The sequence below is a fragment of the Streptomyces laurentii genome (assembly GCF_040635425.1).
Lineage (GTDB): Bacteria > Actinomycetota > Actinomycetes > Streptomycetales > Streptomycetaceae > Streptomyces > Streptomyces laurentii.
In genome coordinates this window covers 62,467-80,334 of record NZ_JBEYHT010000015.1, presented here as the reverse complement: position 1 = coordinate 80,334, position 17,868 = coordinate 62,467, and the positions used below count along the sequence as shown (strand labels likewise).

The 17,868-nt window shown below is 67.9% G+C and carries 13 protein-coding genes and 1 pseudogene; 10 read left to right on the top strand and 4 right to left on the bottom strand.

Annotation, left to right across the window (positions count from 1 at the left end; genetic code table 11):
* Positions 1 to 111: 111 nt before the first annotated feature.
* Positions 112 to 2,820 (bottom strand): ATP-binding protein, encoded by a 2,709-nt coding sequence (locus ABZ693_RS12695; RefSeq protein WP_359875866.1) that lies wholly within the window; start codon positions 2,818 to 2,820, stop codon positions 112 to 114.
* 30 nt (positions 2,821 to 2,850) lie between these two features.
* Complete coding sequence (locus tag ABZ693_RS12690) at positions 2,851 to 4,056, bottom strand: low temperature requirement protein A (protein WP_435842405.1); 1,206 nt, start codon at positions 4,054 to 4,056, stop codon at positions 2,851 to 2,853.
* Here ABZ693_RS12690 and ABZ693_RS12685 point away from each other — a divergent pair.
* The 4 genes from ABZ693_RS12685 (at position 3,938) to ABZ693_RS12670 (ending at position 8,934) form a co-directional block, all read left to right on the top strand.
* Entirely contained in the window at positions 3,938 to 5,638 is a 1,701-nt protein-coding gene (locus tag ABZ693_RS12685) for a recombinase family protein (RefSeq protein ID WP_359875865.1), read from the top strand. The two genes, ABZ693_RS12690 and ABZ693_RS12685, sit on opposite strands and share 119 nt — an antisense overlap.
* 407 nt (positions 5,639 to 6,045) lie before the next feature.
* A complete protein-coding gene (locus ABZ693_RS12680; RefSeq protein WP_359875864.1) occupies positions 6,046 to 7,674 on the top strand; it encodes a phage major capsid protein in 1,629 nt (542 codons plus the stop codon).
* A gap of 676 nt (positions 7,675 to 8,350) precedes the next feature.
* A complete protein-coding gene (locus tag ABZ693_RS12675; RefSeq protein ID WP_359875863.1) occupies positions 8,351 to 8,755 on the top strand; it encodes a hypothetical protein in 405 nt (134 codons plus the stop codon).
* Positions 8,752 to 8,934: a hypothetical protein gene (locus ABZ693_RS12670; RefSeq protein WP_359875862.1), complete on the top strand. Its 183-nt coding sequence runs from the start codon at positions 8,752 to 8,754 to the stop codon at positions 8,932 to 8,934. Before ABZ693_RS12675 ends, ABZ693_RS12670 begins: the two co-directional genes overlap by 4 nt.
* A 91-nt stretch (positions 8,935 to 9,025) precedes the next feature.
* Here the strand turns inward: ABZ693_RS12670 and ABZ693_RS12665 are convergent, their stop codons facing one another.
* Complete coding sequence (locus tag ABZ693_RS12665; RefSeq protein ID WP_359875861.1) at positions 9,026 to 10,219, bottom strand: helix-turn-helix domain-containing protein; 1,194 nt, start codon at positions 10,217 to 10,219, stop codon at positions 9,026 to 9,028.
* Between the two features lie 342 nt (positions 10,220 to 10,561).
* On the opposite strand from ABZ693_RS12665, the gene ABZ693_RS12660 reads away from it, so the two are divergent.
* The 3 genes from ABZ693_RS12660 (at position 10,562) to ABZ693_RS12650 (ending at position 12,702) form a co-directional block, all read left to right on the top strand.
* On the top strand, positions 10,562 to 10,792 hold the full coding sequence (locus ABZ693_RS12660; RefSeq protein WP_359875860.1) for a DUF7848 domain-containing protein: 231 nt from the start codon (positions 10,562 to 10,564) through the stop codon (positions 10,790 to 10,792).
* A 471-nt stretch (positions 10,793 to 11,263) separates the two neighbouring features.
* On the top strand, positions 11,264 to 11,719 hold the full coding sequence (locus ABZ693_RS12655) for an NUDIX domain-containing protein (RefSeq protein WP_359875859.1): 456 nt from the start codon (positions 11,264 to 11,266) through the stop codon (positions 11,717 to 11,719).
* A 23-nt stretch (positions 11,720 to 11,742) separates the two neighbouring features.
* The gene (locus tag ABZ693_RS12650) at positions 11,743 to 12,702 is read left to right on the top strand and encodes a hypothetical protein (RefSeq protein WP_359875858.1); all 960 of its coding nucleotides are present in this window, start codon (positions 11,743 to 11,745) and stop codon (positions 12,700 to 12,702) included.
* Positions 12,703 to 12,822: 120 nt separating this feature from the next.
* On the opposite strand, the pseudogene ABZ693_RS36165 reads toward ABZ693_RS12650, so the two are convergent.
* A pseudogene (locus ABZ693_RS36165) lies at positions 12,823 to 13,272 on the bottom strand (low temperature requirement protein A); the annotation flags it as partial.
* 473 nt (positions 13,273 to 13,745) lie between these two features.
* Here ABZ693_RS36165 and ABZ693_RS12640 point away from each other — a divergent pair.
* From ABZ693_RS12640 to pflB, 3 genes are all read left to right on the top strand, one after another.
* Positions 13,746 to 15,173, top strand: coding sequence for an MFS transporter (locus ABZ693_RS12640; RefSeq protein ID WP_359875857.1), 1,428 nt, complete (start codon positions 13,746 to 13,748; stop codon positions 15,171 to 15,173).
* A 218-nt stretch (positions 15,174 to 15,391) separates the two neighbouring features.
* Positions 15,392 to 15,556: a hypothetical protein gene (locus tag ABZ693_RS12635; protein WP_359875856.1), complete on the top strand. Its 165-nt coding sequence runs from the start codon at positions 15,392 to 15,394 to the stop codon at positions 15,554 to 15,556.
* Positions 15,553 to 17,823: a formate C-acetyltransferase gene (gene pflB, locus ABZ693_RS12630; protein ID WP_359875855.1), complete on the top strand. Its 2,271-nt coding sequence runs from the start codon at positions 15,553 to 15,555 to the stop codon at positions 17,821 to 17,823. The genes ABZ693_RS12635 and pflB overlap by 4 nt, the downstream gene beginning before the upstream one ends.
* The last annotated feature ends 45 nt before the right edge of the window (positions 17,824 to 17,868 follow it).

Genomic DNA, 17,868 nt, shown 5'->3' with positions numbered 1-17,868 from the left:
ACGACGCACCGGGAGCCAGGTGGCCGGAGGACCGCCGGAGCGCGCCGGACCCGGCGATTCAACGCCCGGGCCCGCTCGTACGGGTCCCGCGGTGGACGACTCGGCGCCTGGTCAGACGGGTGCCGGCAGCCCCGCCCGGCGGGCGACCCGCGCCGCCCGGGCCCGGTCCGCCGCCGCTTCCTCCACCTCGCCCGCGGCCTCGTGGACGGCGGCGCGGCGGACGAGCAGGTCGACGATGTCCTCCGCGACCCCCAGGGACTCGAAGAGGGCGAGGGCCTCGCCGAGGAGCGGCAGCGGGTCGGGGGAGAGCGCGGCCAGGCCCTCCAGCGCGGTCGCCGTGCCCCAGCGCTCGCCAAGGGCCCGGAAGCCGGCCAGCGCCGCGGTGAGCGCGGCCCGCGCCGCCTCGCGGTCGCCCCGTTCGAGCGCCAGATGCCCCTGCCCGGCCTGCCCCAGCGCCCGCGACCACGGGTCGTCCGGCACCGGGAGCCGCACCTCGGGCCCGACCGCCGTGGCCCACAGGAAGGCCGTGAACGGCTGCCGCAGCGGCTCCGCGCGCGTCGTGAGCAACGTGCGCGCCCGCGCGAGGCGTTCGGCGCACGCGCCCGAATCCGGCCCGGTGGCCGGGGCGTTCGCCGCGAGGACGCCCAGCACGTACTCCTCGCCGAGCCCGGCCGCCACCGGGTCGAGCCCGGCCCGGTCGGCCGCGTCGAGGAGGTCCCGCGCGAGTCCGGCGACCTGGCCGCGCAGCCCGCGGAGCCACCAGTACGGGGTGAGCGCGGCCACCAGACGGAGGCCGTCGTCCGGGGCGTGCGCGATGGCCCGGCGCAGGGCGGCGCGGAGGTTCGGCTCCTCGGCGTCGAGCCGGGCCAGCCGGTCGAGCTGGTCCGGTCCGCGCAGCGCGGGGTCGGCGGTCCGGGCGAGGGCCAGGCAGTGGGCGGTGTGCGCGGCGGGCGCCGGGTCGCCGGCGGGCAGCCGGCCGGCCGCGTAGGCCCGTACGGTCTCCAGCATCCGGTACCGGACCGGCTCTGCCCCGCCGTCCACGACCACCGCCTCCACCAGCGACTTCTCGGTCAGGGACGCCAGCAGCTCCTCCGCGTCCGCGCGGTCCGCCCCGCACACCCGGGCCACGGCGCCGGCCGTCGCCCCGCCGCGGAACACCGAGAACCGCGCCGCCAGCCGCTGTTCCACCGCGTCGAGCAGGTCCCAGCTCCACTCCACGACCGCCGCCAGCGTCCGGTGCCGGGCGGGCGCGGTGCGATCGCCCCGCGACAGCAGCCGGAACCGGTCGTCGGGGTGGGCGCGAGGAGCGTCGAGCGGCCCACCCGGCCGCTCACCCGACCGCTCGCCCAGCGGCCCACCCGGCCGCTCACCCGACCGCTCGCCCAGCGGCCGGCCCATGCGCTCGCCCAGCCGGTCGGCCAGCTCGTCGACGCCGAGCGTCCGCAGCCGGGCCGCCGCCAGTTCCAGGGCGAGCGGCAGCCCGTCCAGGGCCGCGCACACCTCCGCTACGCGCGCGTGCCCCGCGAAACCGGGCCGGGCGGCCGCCCCACGCCGCACGAACAACTCCACCGCCGCCTTTGGCGCGAGCGCCCCGAGCGGCAGCAGCGACTCGCCCGTGAGGCCCAGCGCCTCACGGCTGGTGGCGAGGACCCGCAGCGCCGGGCAGCCGGTCAGCAACGCCCGTACCAGCACGGCGGCCTCCGCCACCACATGCTCGCAGTTGTCGACGACGAGCAGCACCGGCCGGTCCGCGAGCGCCCGTACGAGCGCGTCCGGCGCCGCGTCCCGTACCCCGAGGGCGCGCGCGAACGCCCCCGCCGCCTCACCGGCCCCCACCGCCCCCAGGTCCACGAACACCGCTTCCCGCCGCGCGCGCCCCTCCCGTACGCCTTCGAGCGCGAGCCTGGTCTTGCCCGCGCCGCCCGGCCCGACCAGTGTCACCAGGCGCGCGGAGGCCAAGAGAGCGCGCAACCACTCCCGTTCGGGCGCGCGTCCGACGAACTCGGTGAGCGGGGCGGGCAACGGCCGGGCGGCGGGCACGCCTCCCTCGGCGCCCCGCTCGCCCCGCAGGACGGCGAGATGCGCCGCGGCCAGCTCCGGCGACGGATCCGCGCCCAGCTCGTCGGCGAGCGCCCCGCGCACCTCCTCGTACACGGCGAGCGCCCGCGCCTGCCGTCCCGCGCCCGCGAGCGCTCGTATCTGGAGCGCGCGCAGCCGCTCGCGCAGCGGGTGGGCGGCCGCTGCTGCCTCCACCTCCCGTACGAGCGGGGCGGGATCGCCGCCCGAGGCGAGCAGCGCGGCGGCCCACTCCTCCAGGGCGTCGAGCCGGAGGCCGTCCAGCCGGGCGGTCCGCGCCGGGGCGTACGGGGCGTCCCGCACGTCCGCGAGGGCCGGGCCGCGCCACAGCCCCAGGGCCTCCCGCAACAGCTCCTCGGCCCGTACGGGATCGCCGGCCGCGGCCGCCCGGGCACCGTACCCGGCCAGTCGCTCGAAGCGGAGCACGTCCACGGTGTCCGGACCGATACCGGCCCCGCCCCCCGTACCGGTGCCGGTGTCCGGCCCGGTCAGGCGGTACCCGGCGGGGGAGTGGTCGACCCCGTACCCGTCCGGGAGCGCCCGCCGCAGCCGTGAGACCTGGGACTGGAGGGCACCGGCGGCCCCGGCCGGGGGCGTGTCACCGTACAGGCCGTCGACCAGCCGTACGGCCGAGACGGCCCGCCCCGCGTCGAGCAGCAGCAGCGCGAGCAGCGCCCGGACCCGTGGGCCGCCGGTGACGGGCGAACCGGAGACGGTGAGCGGGCCCAGCAGCCGGAACATCATGCGCGGCATTCTCGCCGACGCCCCGTCCCCTCAGGAGGAGATTCGGGCGGTGGTACGCGCGGCGGACCCGGAGGCCGTCAGGGCGACCCCCAGCGCGACGGCCGCGGCCGCGACGAGACCGGCGGCGAGCACCGCCCAGCGCCCCGCGAACGTACACAGCAGGACCGCGAGCGCGGCGACGGGCAGCACGGCCTGCTGAACGAAGCCGGTCTTGAACCGGCGGGCGTGCAGGAGCCACACACAGAGGAGGAAGAGCGCCGAGGGGATGGTCACGGCGGCGGCCGCCGCGACGGCGGACAGGTGCGTCTTGCCGACGGCCTGCTCGACCGCGATCTCGATGCCCGCACCGATGGCGGCGGCCGAGGTGAAGATCAGGAAGTGGCTGTACCCCCACAGGAAGCCCTGCCGGCTGGAGGTGAGCCGGTCATGGGCGGGCACGACGAAGTAGATCCACCAGGCGGCGAAGACGATCAGCAGCCCGCCGGCGGCGATCGGCAGGACCTCGCCCAGGGCGTCGTTCTCGCGCACACCCGACTTCACGGCGACCGTCGCCGCCGCGATCGTCTCGCCGAGCACGATGATCGTGAACAGGCCGTAGCGCTCGGCGATGTGGTGCGGGTGCCACTGGCTGGGCTGGTCCTTCTCCGCGTACACCGGGACGGCCATCTCGGCGAGCACCATCACCAGGAACACCCACGGGCGGGCGTCGAGCGGGGCGATCAGCAGCGCGATCCAGCCGACCTGGCAGGCCAGGACACCGGCCGCGTAGCGGCGGCACAGGGTCCGCTCGACGGGGTCGGCGGCGTGGTGCGCGGCGCGCAGCCACTGCGAGGCGAGGGCGAGCCGCATGACGACGTAGCCGATGTAGACAACGAGGAAGTCGTGCGTCTCGAACGCGCTGGAGACCCCGGCGGCGAGGACGAGGACACCGGCGATCTGGACGAGGGCGACGACACGGTAGAGGACGTCGTCGTTGTCGTACGCGGAGGCGAACCACGTGAAGTTCATCCAGGCCCACCCGTGAGCCAACGGTCCAACACCACTCCCACCTGGGGAAACGGGCCGCAAGGTCACCGAACCCCTTCTGGGGGTGTGATACCGACCTTGAAGGGGACCGATGGAACGCCACGACCGTCCGACGCTGTGTGCGCTGGGCTTCGAGGACGACGAGCTTTCCGCCCTGGGGCTGCGGGACGTACCGACGGGCGACCCGACCAACCTGGCTGAGGCGTACATCAGGCGGAGCAAGAAGAGCGACGACCTTGCCACGCTGCGCGCCCACGTGCGGGACGTATGCCGAGCGGCGCTCAATGACGGGAAGCGTATTCGCCATGTGTGGTTCGAGCAGAAGAGCGCTTCAAAGGCGTACGTGAAGCGCGAGGAATTCGACAACGCTGTTTCCGCCGTGAAGGCTGGTCTGTCCAAGACGCTGTACATCTGGAAGACCGACCGGCTCAGTCGTCGCGGCATGGGACATGTCGGTTTGCTTCTTGACGAGTTCGACAAGCGTGCTGCGCGCATCGTGAGCGTCACTGAGGGGCTGGACTCCTCCAAGGGCTCGCGAATGGTGTTCGCGATTCTCAGCGAGCGGGCACGCGACGAAGCGAAGGACATCGCTCTCCGCACGAAGAATGGGATGGACGCGCACAAGTCCGAGGGCAAATGGATGGGAGGTGTCACGCCGTATGGCCTCTATTGCCTGCGTGGAAAACTTCTCCACGAGGCAGCGGAGTACCCGACGTCAAGGCGAATTGCAGAATTGTTGCTCAAATCTGCGACGCCCACGGAGATTGCAGAGAAGTTGAACAAGGAGAATATCCGGACCCGTAAGGGCAAGCAGTGGCGTGCGCAGACGATAATTCACCTCGCACATTCACCCTCCTGGGCTGGGCTCATCCCGAACCGCGAACGTTCCACCGACGAATTTGGCCAGCCGCTCGACAAGTGGCACCGGGGCGGGGAACCGCTTATGGGGACGGACGGGCATCCGATCAGTTGTGGTGACGGCGTCGTCACGTACGCCGAGTGGGTTCGTATCAATGAACTGATCAGCGGGCGAAGCCGTCCAGGAACCACGATTGGTGACCGCACGCGCGGTATTCGCAAGGCATCGACCATTATGACGGGAATTCTTCGCTGCCCGCACTGTAAGGGGCCCATGGGGAATGGCGGGCGCAATTACCGTTGCCAGGCTCGAATCAGTCAGGGTCCGTCTGTCTGTAAGGGTGTAGCCAGTGAGCGGACCCGGATTGACGACGCAATGGGGATGCTGTGGATCAATCACGTGTTGAGGCTGAGTCCTGAAAGTCCCACAATTCACAACATTGCGCGCCGCTTCTTGAACTATCAAGATCCGGAGAAGGAGGCGCGAAAGCGGGCGGTTTCGGCAGCACTGGACAGTGCGGTTAGCCGTGAATTTCGCCTGAATAAGGAGTTCTTCGTCGGCGGGATGGAGGAAATTCAGTACGACGCTCTGCGGAAAGACTTGGACGCTCAGATCGCCTCACTGAAAGCCGAATTGACGGAATTGGGTAAGGGTGCGAATCTCACGCCTCTCATGAGTTCCGAAGCGTTGGCGGTGCTGTGGGAATCGGAGGGATTGGAAGGGAAACGTGCGCTTCTGTCGGCAGCTCTGAAGAGCGTGACCATTCTGCCCGCGAAATACAAAGGCGATAGGACTCCGATCGCTGAACGGCTGGTGCTGGACTGGCGCGACACAGACGGCATGTCGGAAGACGTTCTTGAAGGCTCACGCAAGACCATGCAGCGCCGCTGGGCGCGAAAGCAGGCGGAACGCCCGGAAGCTCTGAACGTGTAGTCCACAGGCAAGCCCCCGACCGTTCTGCCGGTCGGGGGCTTCTGTATGCCTTGTGCAGCGCCACGCAGCGGCAGGCTTCTGACCTGCGGTATGTGACGTAGTGACGAAGTGACTTGTTTTCAGAACACACATAGAAAACTTATAGGGTAATCCAGGGTCCGAGTCATTTCGTCACAACGTCACCCGCCGCCGTGGCTCGCTGGTCACCGACTCCCTTCATATAGGTAGAGGGGTGCTTACGCCCCTGCGGGACTGCCACGATTCCCCGCCCCCATGAACCCGCCGTGTGCCGGTGGCCTTGATACTCAGGCCAATGCTCACAGTCAGCCCCCTTCCGGGTCGAGCCTCCATTTCGCGTGTGGCAGCGCGTTTTGGTAGCTCCCTGGAAGGGGGCTTTTTGTTTTCCCATGCAGGCACCCATTCAAGCTGCCACTGAGAAGGGAGTCAGCTTGCTTGATATTGAAACCAGGGCGGCGCCACAGCCGCTCGACGCGAACGGTGTCCGAAAGCTGAGCGGGTATGCCGTCGTTTTTAACTCGCCTACCACGATTGGCGCGTTCACAGAATCGATCGCACCCAACGCATGGTCTAACGCTGGCGACGACGTGCTTGCCACCTGGAACCATAATCCGGACAACGTGCTTGGGCGCACGCGCTCCGGCACGCTTAAGCTAAACGTGGATTCCACAGGCATTCACTACGTTGTCGAACTTCCTGATACGGAGCTTGGGCGTAGTGTTCATGAGCTTGTGAAACGGGGCGACGTGTTCGGCTCCTCTTTCACTTTCATCGCTGACGCCGACGAGTGGGACTACAGCGGCGATTTTCCGCACCGCACCGTTACCGCAATGCGGGTCATTGAGCTTGGCCCTGTTCACACCCCCGCGTACCCGGACGCGACCGTGAGCGCCCGCGCACTTGAAAGAGGAAACATGAGCAAGATTGATATTGACGCTGCCCGTAAGGCGTACGTCGAGTCGGAGCGAGCCGCTCAGCTTCGAAATGACCTTCGTTCCGCCGAAGCGTCTGGCGAGAAGCGAGGGGCGGAGCTGGATGAAAAGCGTGCAGAGCTTAACGCGTACGACGTTCAGCGCTCCGCTTCACTTTTCGCTATGAAGTCTCCCTCTGAGCGCTCAGCTATCGGGCGTAAGGCTTCCGCAGGCGATCTCCTCCACGCGAAGATTTCCGAGTCTCGGAATCTAACCTCTGCCGGCACTGCCGGGGCTTTCACTCCGGCGGAGCACAGCAAGTCCTTCATTGACCTGATGGCGCCGAGTTCGGTCGTGCTTTCCAGCGGCGTTAACCGAGTCGCAACTAATTCATCTGAGTGGAAGACGCCGGTTGTCACTTCCGACTTCACCCCGGCCTTCGTCGGTCCGCTTGCCGATCTGCCGACCGGTGGTTTTGCGGCTGAGCTTCTGACCGTGAAGCCCATGAAGATTGCCACTTCTGAAATGCTTTCGAGCGAGTTCGTCAACGACTCGGACGGTGTTTCGCTCAACGCCATCTCCAAGAGCATGCTTCGCACTCTTGCCCTGGGGTTTGACAAGCAGGCTCTTACTGGCACTGCGGGCGCCGACGAGTTCGCTGGAATCATTAACACCTCTGGAATCCAGAACCTTGCGCTCACCGATGAGCCGACCGACCTGTCCCCGTTCGCTGCGGCGTTCGGAATGCTCGAAGACGTTTCGGCCAATCCCAGCGTCGTCGTCATGAACCCGACCCGTTGGGCTCAGCTCCTCGGGCTGAAGGACACGACCGGGCGTCAGCTTCTCAGCGCGGGTGCAGGCTCCGGTACGGACGGCGTCTCGCGCAGCATCCTGGGGGTTCCTGTGAAGGTTTCCCCGTACGTGGATCCGAACACGGTCCTTGTCTACGACGCTTCTGAGATTTACGCGGTCATCCGGCAGGATGCGCGCTTTGAGACCTCTTCGGACGCGGGCTTCTTCAAGGATGGTATCGGCGCTCGCGCCATCATGCGCGCGGCTATCGCCGTTCCGAATGCGGCGGCGGTCGTCAAGATGGCCATTGCGTAATGGTGCTGGGTGAACTGTTCACGGACAGCACCCGACCAAAGTACGTCGAGGTAGGGGCCGGACTTCTCATTGATGGGAAGCCGGTCCCTTCCGGCGTTCGGGTGCGCGTTCCCGCTGACGTTGCTGCATATCTGATCGCACAGCGGTGGGCGCGCGAAGTGGATAGGGGGCATCGAACCCCTAGGGGGGTACTTGAGTGGCACCCGGTGGGGGGTATACCGGGGGTGGGGGTAAACCTGGACGAATGGCCCAGTCATATGCGCCCGCTTTGGATGCGTGCGGAGGGGCGTGTCAAGCGCTCAGCTGGATTGCCGCACACCGTGCCGACCTATTGCGCAAGATGCGAGCGCGTCGCCTATCAGCGTCAGCGCGATGACGCCGAGAGCGCACGTGGTGTTCAGCGGGTTGTGTGCAATCGCTGTATTGAATCTTCAGGGCATGAGTAGGTCGAGATCTCTTCGTCTTCGTGCTAGCGAGTCGAAAGACCGTCAGGCGTGAGCCGGCTTCGAGTGCTTCAGAAAGGCTGCTGCGCCCTCTCCGGCCCTCAGCTTTGCTTCGCGGGGGCGGGTATCGGGTCAGAAGTTCGACGGAATGCGTCCTGGCGATCCCGGCCCCAGCTCGAAAAACGCACGCGTCGCGCAGCCCTTTGCTCGGGGCGACGGAAGGAGGGTTTCAGGTGACCAAGAGCTGTTCAGTTTGTGGCGCGTCGTTCAAGCCAATGAAGTCCCACGGTGAATACTGCGGCAAGCCGTGTCGAGACAAGGCGTATCGGTCCCGCAAGGCCGCTGAGGCGCCGCGTAAGCCCCTCGGAGGCATCCGGGGCGTTCCAGTGCCAGACGATGACCGCGAAGCGCTCAGGGAGCTTTACAGGGCAGCGATCGCCCGCATACTCGCGGACGGGCTTGTCGTTCCCGGGCGGCGCGGTGAAGCTGACGTTGCCCACCCGCTAGCCCGATTTGTTGGGCAGTGGTTTAGCGCCCTGGGGCACATCGCGAAGCCTGCCGACCCCGAGGGCGACGACCTCGACGCGCTGATTGCTTCGCTGCTGAAGAACACGGACGACGAGGGGCGGCGAAAGTGATCCTCAAGAGCGCGACGGCGGAGCTTGCCAACCGGATTGCACGGGCTTCTTCCTCCCACGCCGAAGCGGAGGAACATCCGCTTTTCTCGACGTTTCGTCTTGCGTTCGCCCGGGATTTAGGTCGACTCCCTGCGGGGGCCGATGCGTTCAACGCCGTTAGCGCGCCAGACATCTTCTGAGTACCCCCGCGAATCCCTAAAGCCCCTAGCACCTAGTGACGTCACTAGGTGCTAGGGGCTTCTTTGTTTTCTCGGTCATATGCCTGTGCCACTACAGTTCAGGCATTAGCCCCGAGCGCTTGGCAAGGTTCATCAAGTCCGGTCGGGATCGCTGGTGAAGAATGAACAGCACCCGCAGTACTTCGCGTGCCATCGGGTGGACTTCCGCCATCTGTGGTGAGACCTCGTGGGCGCGTTTCAACGCTGCCTCTGCGCCCCGGATGTCGTTGAGGTCGAGCCGGGCGCGGGCAGTGTCGATGCACAGTCGTCCGATGCGGCTAGCGCCTAGCCCTGCGGGTGGCGTTCGCATCAAGGGTTCTGCCATCTCTGATGCCTTGTCGGGGCGCCCGAGTTCAACGTGTGCCGCTAGTTCGTAGAGCGCAGCGTTTCCGGGGCCGAAGGTGAGGTTGTGCCGCAACACATCGCCGCCCGGGAAGCGTTCGGCAAAGACCTTCACCTGCTCGTGGTGGGCAGCCCAGGCGTTGTGGTCCTTCGCGCGACTGGCGAGCACTACGCCCCGAAGATGCAGAGAACCGAGCGCTACGGCCGCCTCAGGGGTGCCCGTACGGCCGCCTTGCTCGTAGCGAACAATCGCCCGGTCCACGATCGCTAGCCCGTCGCTGTACTCGCCCGCCGACTGGTACGTGCCCGCCTCATTCCATGCGGCCCCCGCTTCCGCCTCGGGGTTCCACGTGCGCTGTGCAGCCCACTGCTGACGGCTCACGATCATGTCGGACAGGTCGGCTTGTCCGAGCCGGTGGGCGACTGCGTACGCGCACCCGTATAGGTCGGCAAGCTGCCCCCACGCTGTCGCATCGCCGCCCGCCTGGAGCGCGACGGCGGACGCCTGTTCCAGAAGCTTTGGAAGCTTACGCAATAGCTCCAAGTAGCGCGTGTCTGCGCGCAGTTGGGCTGCGTCTGCCAAGTCGACGGCAAGCTTGCCGAGTGGGGGGACGTCCTCCCTGGGAAGCGTGTGCCGGCGCACGGTCGACCGCAGCGCGTCGAGGAGCCCTTGGGCTTCCCCAGGGTCGCTGAACGGCGTTCCGTAGATGCGGGCTGTCGTGACGTTCATGGCCTTTGCCGCTTGGGCCACGGTGGGCGGGGTGGCCGTGCGTGTGCCGTCTTCGATCTTGCGGAGGAGCGACGCCGAGATACCCATTCGCCGCGCTAGGTGCTCCTGCCTCCATCCGAGGGTTTTGCGTAGTACCTGGATGTTCTGTCCGGCGGTGGGCGCTGAATCGCTCATGTAGCCAAGTCTCCACGTTGCCCTGTACGCCGTCACTCCAACTCCCTTGAGATGCACGGCGCATGTGGCACTTTTGTGTTAACTGATCTTGGTCGGCTCGCGTTGACTAGGTGTCAGTTGGACGACGCACCGAGGAGGGTCCGGAATGAGTCTCAAGCCTGACGCCAAGATCGGCCACGCGCGGCCGATCTTGTGTGCCGTCTGCGAGACCCTGTGCAAGCGGCAGGATCAGGCCAGGAAGGGAGGGGACTTCTCGGGGGAGGTTGACGCCCGAGTCCTCTACCGGCGTCACATGCTGAACAAGCACGGTCAGCGACTGCCCTCAGCTATCTGAGAGGGAGCATGACGACGGTATTCCAGTTCGCTGCGCACAAGATCGCGAAGGCTCCGGAGAGCGAAGCGACCATGACAGCCCACTGCCTGACGCCTGGGTGTGGGTGGACGCTGGCGCCTTCTGCGGACTTCGACGCGGCCAGCGACGCGGTCATGACCCACACGGGCTTGAACGCCACCCACACCACGTTCGTCCGTGAGTGGTCGGACGTGGCGGTCGTGCGGCGTCTCGACACCTAAGCCCCGGTCCGGTGAGTTTCGTTTGGTCGCGGTTCCTCACCGGACCGGCCCCGCCCCGCGCGTTCATCGCCCCCGACAGCGCGCGGAGCACCCCCGGACCGGCGGTCTTCTTCTCCTTGTCCCGCCGGGTCGGTCCAGCTCCGCCTACCTCTTGCCTGTCCGTCGGGAGGTAGGCGGAGCGCCCAAGTCCCGGTCCGGTGGTTTTCTTCGAGGTCTACCGCCGGACCGGTCCGCCCCGGTACGGCCCTGCGCTGGGGAGTTCAGGCCGCACTGGGTCGCCCCGGCTCTTCGCCCCACACCGAAGAGCCGGGGCCCCTGCCGGGCGAAGCCGAAATTCGATGCTCTCTAGCACGTTATTCGGAATCCCGGCAGGGGTGGGCCTTGAATCCTTGGGCGTAACTAGTACCCCACAGCATAGGTTGAGCCATCGTCGCAAGCGCCGGACGTGCTTGCCCTGTCGAAAGGGTGCGTATGAAGAAAATTGTTGCCCGCGTATGGAAGCTCATTCGCGGCCCCCTGCAATGGCGGGTGCTGTGGTTCGCGCACGCCAAATTCATGGTCGGCGTGACAGGCGTGGTGCGCAACGAGGCAGGAGAGGTTCTGCTGCTCAAGCACCGCATGTGGCCAGCCGATCGCCCGTGGGGACTGCCCACCGGCTATGCGATCAAGGGTGAGGAATTCCCCAAGACCATCGTTCGAGAGGTCCGGGAAGAAACCGGCCTCGCCGTTCACCCGGGACGCCTGGTTCAGGTGACCAGCGGCTACAAACTCCGTGTGGAGATCGCCTACGAAGCGCTCCACGTGGGGGGAACTATCAAGCTCGACAGCTTCGAGATTCTGGAGGCGAAATGGTTCAGCCCGGACGCGCTCCCGGAAGGGATTCAGGAGTCTCACATTCAGCTCATCAAGGCGGGCGTGGCGAGTTAGCAGCGCTGGCCCCGAACGAGACGGTGACCGGCCCCCGGGCCCTGGCGGCGCTGGAAGCCATGCGTGCCGATGCCTCCCCGCTCACCAGTAGGCACCCGGACCACGTGTTCCTTCCCTTGAGTGAACTCCTCGCTAACTGGGAGGAGTTGGGAGTCGGCACCTCTTCCTTCCGTGCTGGCGTCGAGCTGGCTGGCCGTCGGTACGCGGGGTACGGGCTCGGGCGAATGCTGCCGCTCGATCGCGTGTTGGTCGGCTGTGACTCCTCGCGCGCCGGGGCTTTCGGCGGTTTCCACCATCCGGATCAGGGCTACCGGCACTTCCAGATGGTGGCTGTCATCACCATGTACGGGCCCATGGGAGGCCGCACCCCCGAGACTCCCTCGCTGGCCCTTCTGGACCTGCTGCGCGCCTACGCGCACGACTGCCTTCACTACGGCTCGCGTCGGCGGTACGTGGACGTGGCGGGCGCGCCCGTGCGCACTCAGTACGGGATCAACTTCCGCCGGACCAACGGGCATTCGTACTCGCCGGCCGACAAGCAGGGAAGTCGGCACACGCGAAATCTCGGGATCGTCATGGAGGGCGCGTGTGACAGAGAGGCGCGTTCAATCGCTCGGCACACAGCGGAGCGCTTCGGCGTGTCGGAACCCTCGGACGCTCTCAGCGGGCTTGCGTTCCGGGACGTGACGGGCACGCTGTCGAACGGTGACACGTGCGATGCGGGCGCCCTGGAGAGCGAGGAGAGGGCACGCTACGTGGCGTCCCTCAGAGGCTACGAGCGGGGCGTGAACCGCCGCTACGCGCACTTCCTGGAGGAGTTCGCCCCCGGGGAAGAGCGCGAGTGTCACTCCCTGATTCTCGAAGCCATGATCAGCGGCGGCATGTACACGCTGGGGGCGTGGCTGGATGAGCGGCACGGCCCCGGAACCTTCATGGGCCTGTTCCGCAGCCCTGGGTACTTCGATCCTGGCCTGACCGCGTAAGCGGCGACCACCTGAACCGCCCCCGCCCGTTCCCTACCTGTCCGGGGGATGGGCGGGGGCCTTGCGCATGTGTCCCCGCTGGTCAGACGTCCCGCGATAAGGTGTTGGAGCGTTGGTTCACGCCCACCAGATGGCCCAGAACACCATCAGGTAGTTGAGGATCCCGGAGCCGGTGTGTCCCTCGACGACCGCGTGGACGAGTTCGAACCCCGCCTGCGCGACCGCGACGACGAAACAGAGGTCGAAGAACAGCTCCAGCGGCGTGGCGACCCGGTGCTCCTCGTCGCGGGGCCGGGCGGTGAGGGGGAGGAAGGGCGGCTGCGTCATGCCCTCATGGAACAGCAGAGTCCCACGCGCCCCGGCGCACGCGGCGCGAGCGTTTCGCTCCAGGACTCCTGTTGGGCCCCCACGGACAAGCGCGCGCCCGGCTTCGGTCGCGGGGTCGTGGAGTCGCGGGGTCGCCGACGGGTCGGTGGGCTGACGGGCCGACGGACCCACGGACCGGTGGGCCGTCGTGGCTGCCGTCCCGGAGGCCGGCCTGACCGTTTGACCTCCAACCCGGGACCGCAGCCCTTGACGCCCCTTCCCTGAGCGGAGGACCGGGGCCGTGACGCCGGTGTCGTACGCCGTCACGGCCCCCCGTGCCACGTTTCACGTTACGCCCGCCCCCAAGGCCGGCCACCCCGCCGCCCGGCCCTCCTTCCTGGGCCACAAGTCCCTTTCCCGGGGCCCCCACACGGCAGCGGGGGAGGGGGGCCTCGCTCCCGTCCGGGACGACGCATCCACCCGTACGCCGCCGGTGCCGCGCCCCGGACCGCCAGGGCCGACCGACCCCGTACCCGAGGGGGTTTCCGTCCCCGCCCACGGGCCGCCCTGCCCGAGCCGACCGTCCCCGAACGTCTGTCCTACGTCCCGGAATTCCCAGGACCAACGCCCGCGCCCCCGGCGTCGATCGGCTCTCACGGCCCCCGGTCCACGAGCGGAGCCTGGAAGGGCACAGCCAGCCCCGTTCCGGGGATGTTCAGGGAAGTCAGGGAAGCGCCATGGGTTCCGTCATCCACAGCACCCGAACCAAAGACGGGCCCGTACCCGTCTCGTACGACACGGACCAGTACCGGCCCGGCAGGGCGATCACGGACTGGGAACCGGAGAACGAACTCTTCTGGAAGTCCTTCGGCAAACGGGTCGCCGCCCGCAACCTGTGGATCGCGGTACCCGCGCTGCTCGTCGCCTTCGTGGTGTGGCAGGTGTGGTCGGTCACCGCGACCAACCTGAAAGACGTCGGCTTCTCCTACTCCACCTCCCAGCTGTTCTGGCTGACGGCCATCCCCGGCCTGACCGGCGGCACGGCCCGGATCTTCTACACCTTCCTCGGCCCGATGGTCGGCCAGCGCCGGTTCACCGCCCTGTCCACGGCGGTCCTGGTCGTCCCGCTGATCTGGCTGGGCATCGCGATCCAGGACCCGGCCACCCCGTACGGCGTGATGGTGGCCATCGCCGCCCTCTGCGGCATCGGCGGCGCCAACTTCGCGTCCTCCCTCGCCAACATCGGCTTCTTCTTCCCCAAGGCGAAGAAGGGCAGCGCGGCCGGCATCAACGGCGGTCTCGGCAACCTCGGCGTCTCCGTCGTCCAGCTCCTCACTCCGATCGTCATCACCTGGTCGGTGATCGCGATCGGCTCGGCCCAGCACAAGGCCGACGGCACCGCCGTCCACCTCCAGAACGCGGCCTTCATCTGGGTGCCGGTCCTCCTCGTCCTGGCCGCCGTCGCCTGGTTCGGGCAGAACGACCTGAAGGTGGCCTCCACCCCGTTCAGCCGGCAGAAGATCATCTTCAAGCGCAAGCACACCTGGCTGATGACCTGGCTGTACGTCGGCACCTTCGGCTCCTTCATCGGCTTCGCCGCCGCCCTGCCGATGCTGATCAAGACCACCTTCCCGGACTACTCCGTCGCCACCTACGCCTGGATGGGCCCGGCGGTCGGCGCTCTCTCCCGGTGGGCGGGCGGCTGGATCGCCGACAAGTGGGGTGGCGCGCGCGTGACCATCCTGTCCTTCGTGGGCATGGCGGCCGCCATCGGCGGTGTCATCTCCTTCCTTCCTCCCTCGGGTGGTGACGGCGGTTCGTTCCCCGGCTTCTTCCTCTGCTTCCTCGCGGCCTTCTTCTTCTCGGGCATCGGCAACGGCTCGACCTTCCGCCAGATCCCGGTGATCTTCCGCACCACCAGCCTGAACGGGCTGACCGAAGGCACCCCGGAGTACGCCGGGGCCCTGAAGCAGGCGGAGATGGAGTCGGGCGCGGTGACCGGCTTCACCTCGGCCATCGCCGCCTATGGCTTCTTCTTCATCCCGGCCCTCTTCGGCTCGGTGGCCGTGACCAGCGCGATGTGGGGCTTCGTCGCCTTCTACCTCAGCTGTGTGGTCGTGGCCTGGTGGTTCTACGCCCGCAAGAACGCCGAGGCTCCCAGCTGACGCTCCTTGCGGGGCAACGCCGGCCGGTCCGGGCCGGGACGGGTAACACACCCGCCCCGGCCCGCTTCGGCGTTTCCCCCCGCCCCCGCCCCCCAGCCGTCGCGACCGGTCCGCGAACGGCCCCACCCATGCGGGGCCTTCGCACAGGTCCGGAACAGGACCAACGGCCTTCCACAGGTGCCCAATGCCGCCCCCTTTGCCCGCTCCACCGGAGTGCAATGGAGGCAGGCAACGAGCTGGAGCGAGCGTCCTCGCCCCCGCGCACCCGCACCCCTGCGGGCCACCGGTCCCTCGGCCCATCGGTGCTCCACCACACCGGTGCGACGACGGGGCGACAGGGCGACGCGACAGCGATCGAGAGCGAGAAGGCGGTGCGGCTGTGACGGCGACCCCTGCGGAATGCACGGTGAACGAGCGGGCCTGGAAGGGCTTCAAAGGCGGCCTCTGGCGGGACGCCATCGACGTCCGCGACTTCATCCAGCAGAACTACACCCCCTACGAAGGCGACGCCTCCTTCCTCGCCGGCCCCACCGACCGGACCCGCGCCGTATGGAAGACGATCACGGACAAGTTCCCGGAGGAGCGGGCCAAGGGCGTGTACGACGTCGCGTACGACATTCCGTCCACCATCACCGCCCACGCCCCCGGCTACATCGACCGCGACAAGGACCTGATCGTCGGTCTCCAGACGGACGCCCCGCTCAAGCGCGCGATCATGCCGAACGGCGGCTGGCGCATGGTCGCCGGCGCCCTGCGGACCTACGGCTACCCGGTCTCCGAGCGGCTCGAAAAGGTCTTCACCGAGTACCGCAAGACCCACAACGCCGGTGTCTTCGACGCCTACACCCCCGAGATCCTCGCCGCCCGCAAGGCCGGCGTCGTCACCGGACTCCCCGACGCCTACGGCCGCGGCCGCATCATCGGCGACTACCGCCGCGTCGCCCTCTACGGCGTCGACCGCCTCGTCGAGGTGAAGCGGGAGGAGAAGAGCGAGCTCGACTCCCTTCCCGCCGGCGACCGTTCCCTGGAGGAGACCCTCCGGCTGCGCGAGGAACTGGCCGAGCAGATCCGCGCCCTCGGCGAGCTGAAGACCATGGCCGCCGCGTACGGCCACGACATCTCCGGCCCCGCCACCACCGGCCACGAAGCCATCCAGTGGCTGTACTTCGCCTACCTCGCCGCCGTGAAGGAACAGAACGGCGCCGCGATGTCCCTCGGCCGCACCTCCACCTTCCTCGACGTCTATCTGCAGCGCGACCTCGCTGCCGGGCACATCGCCGAGGAGCAGGCCCAGGAACTCGTCGACGACTTCATCATCAAGCTGCGTATCGTCCGCTTCCTGCGCACCCCCGAGTACGACGAACTCTTCTCCGGCGACCCGACCTGGGTCACCGAGTCCCTCGCCGGCATCGGCGAGGACGGCCGTCCGCTGGTCACCCGGACCTCCTTCCGCTATCTGCAGACCCTGTACAACCTCGGCCCGGCCCCCGAGCCGAACATGACCGTCTTCTGGTCGCCGCGACTCCCTCAGGGCTTCAAGGAGTTCTGCGCCCGCGTCTCCATCGACACCTCCTCCGTGCAGTACGAGTCGGACGAACTGATGCGGCCCCGCTTCGGCGACGACACCGCCATCGCCTGCTGCGTCTCCGCGATGCCCGTCGGCAAGCAGATGCAGTTCTTCGGCGCCCGGGTGAACCTCGCCAAGACCCTCCTCTACGCGATCAACGGCGGCCGCGACGAGCGGTCCGGCCTCCAGGTCGGCCCCGACACCGGCGCCGTCACCTCCTCCGTACTCGACTACGACGAGGTGCTGCGCAAGCTCGACGCACAGATGGACTGGCTGGCCGGCGTGTACGTCCACGCGCTGAACGTCATCCACTACATGCACGACAAGTACGCCTACGAGCGCGTCGAGATGGCCCTCCACGACCGCGACGTACGCCGCACCATGGCCTGCGGCATCGCCGGCCTCGCGGTCGCCGCCGACTCGCTGTCCGCCATCAAGTACGCCCGGGTCACCGCCCTGCGCGACGAGACCGGCCTGGTCACCGACTACGACATCGAGGGCGACTATCCGGCGTACGGCAACAACGACGACCGCGCCGACGAGATCGCAGTCCGGCTCGTCGAGGAGTTCATGCGCAAGGTGCGCGCACACCCGACCTACCGGAACGCCGAACACACCCAGTCCGTCCTGACCATCACCTCCAATGTCGTCTACGGCAAGAAGACCGGGAACACCCCAGACGGCCGCCGCGCCGGCGAACCGTTCTCCCCGGGCGCCAACCCGATGAACGGCCGCGATACCCACGGCTACGTCGCCTCGGCCCTGTCCGTCGCCAAACTCCCGTACCGGCATGCCGAGGACGGCATCTCGCTGACCAGCACCGTCACCCCCGACGGCCTGGGCCGCACCCCCGAGGAACGGATCACCAACCTCGCCGGTGTCCTCGACGGCTACACGGCCGGCGACGGCTTCCACATGAACGTCAACGTCCTCAACCGCGAGGTGCTGACGGACGCCATGGAACACCCGGAGAACCATCCGCAGCTCACCATCCGGGTCTCCGGATACGCGGTGAACTTCGTCCGGCTCACCCGCGAGCAGCAGCTCGACGTCCTGAACCGCACCTTCCACGGCTCCCTCTGATCCCGGGGCCGGTCCCGCACTCCGGCTCCCCGCCGACCGCGCGGT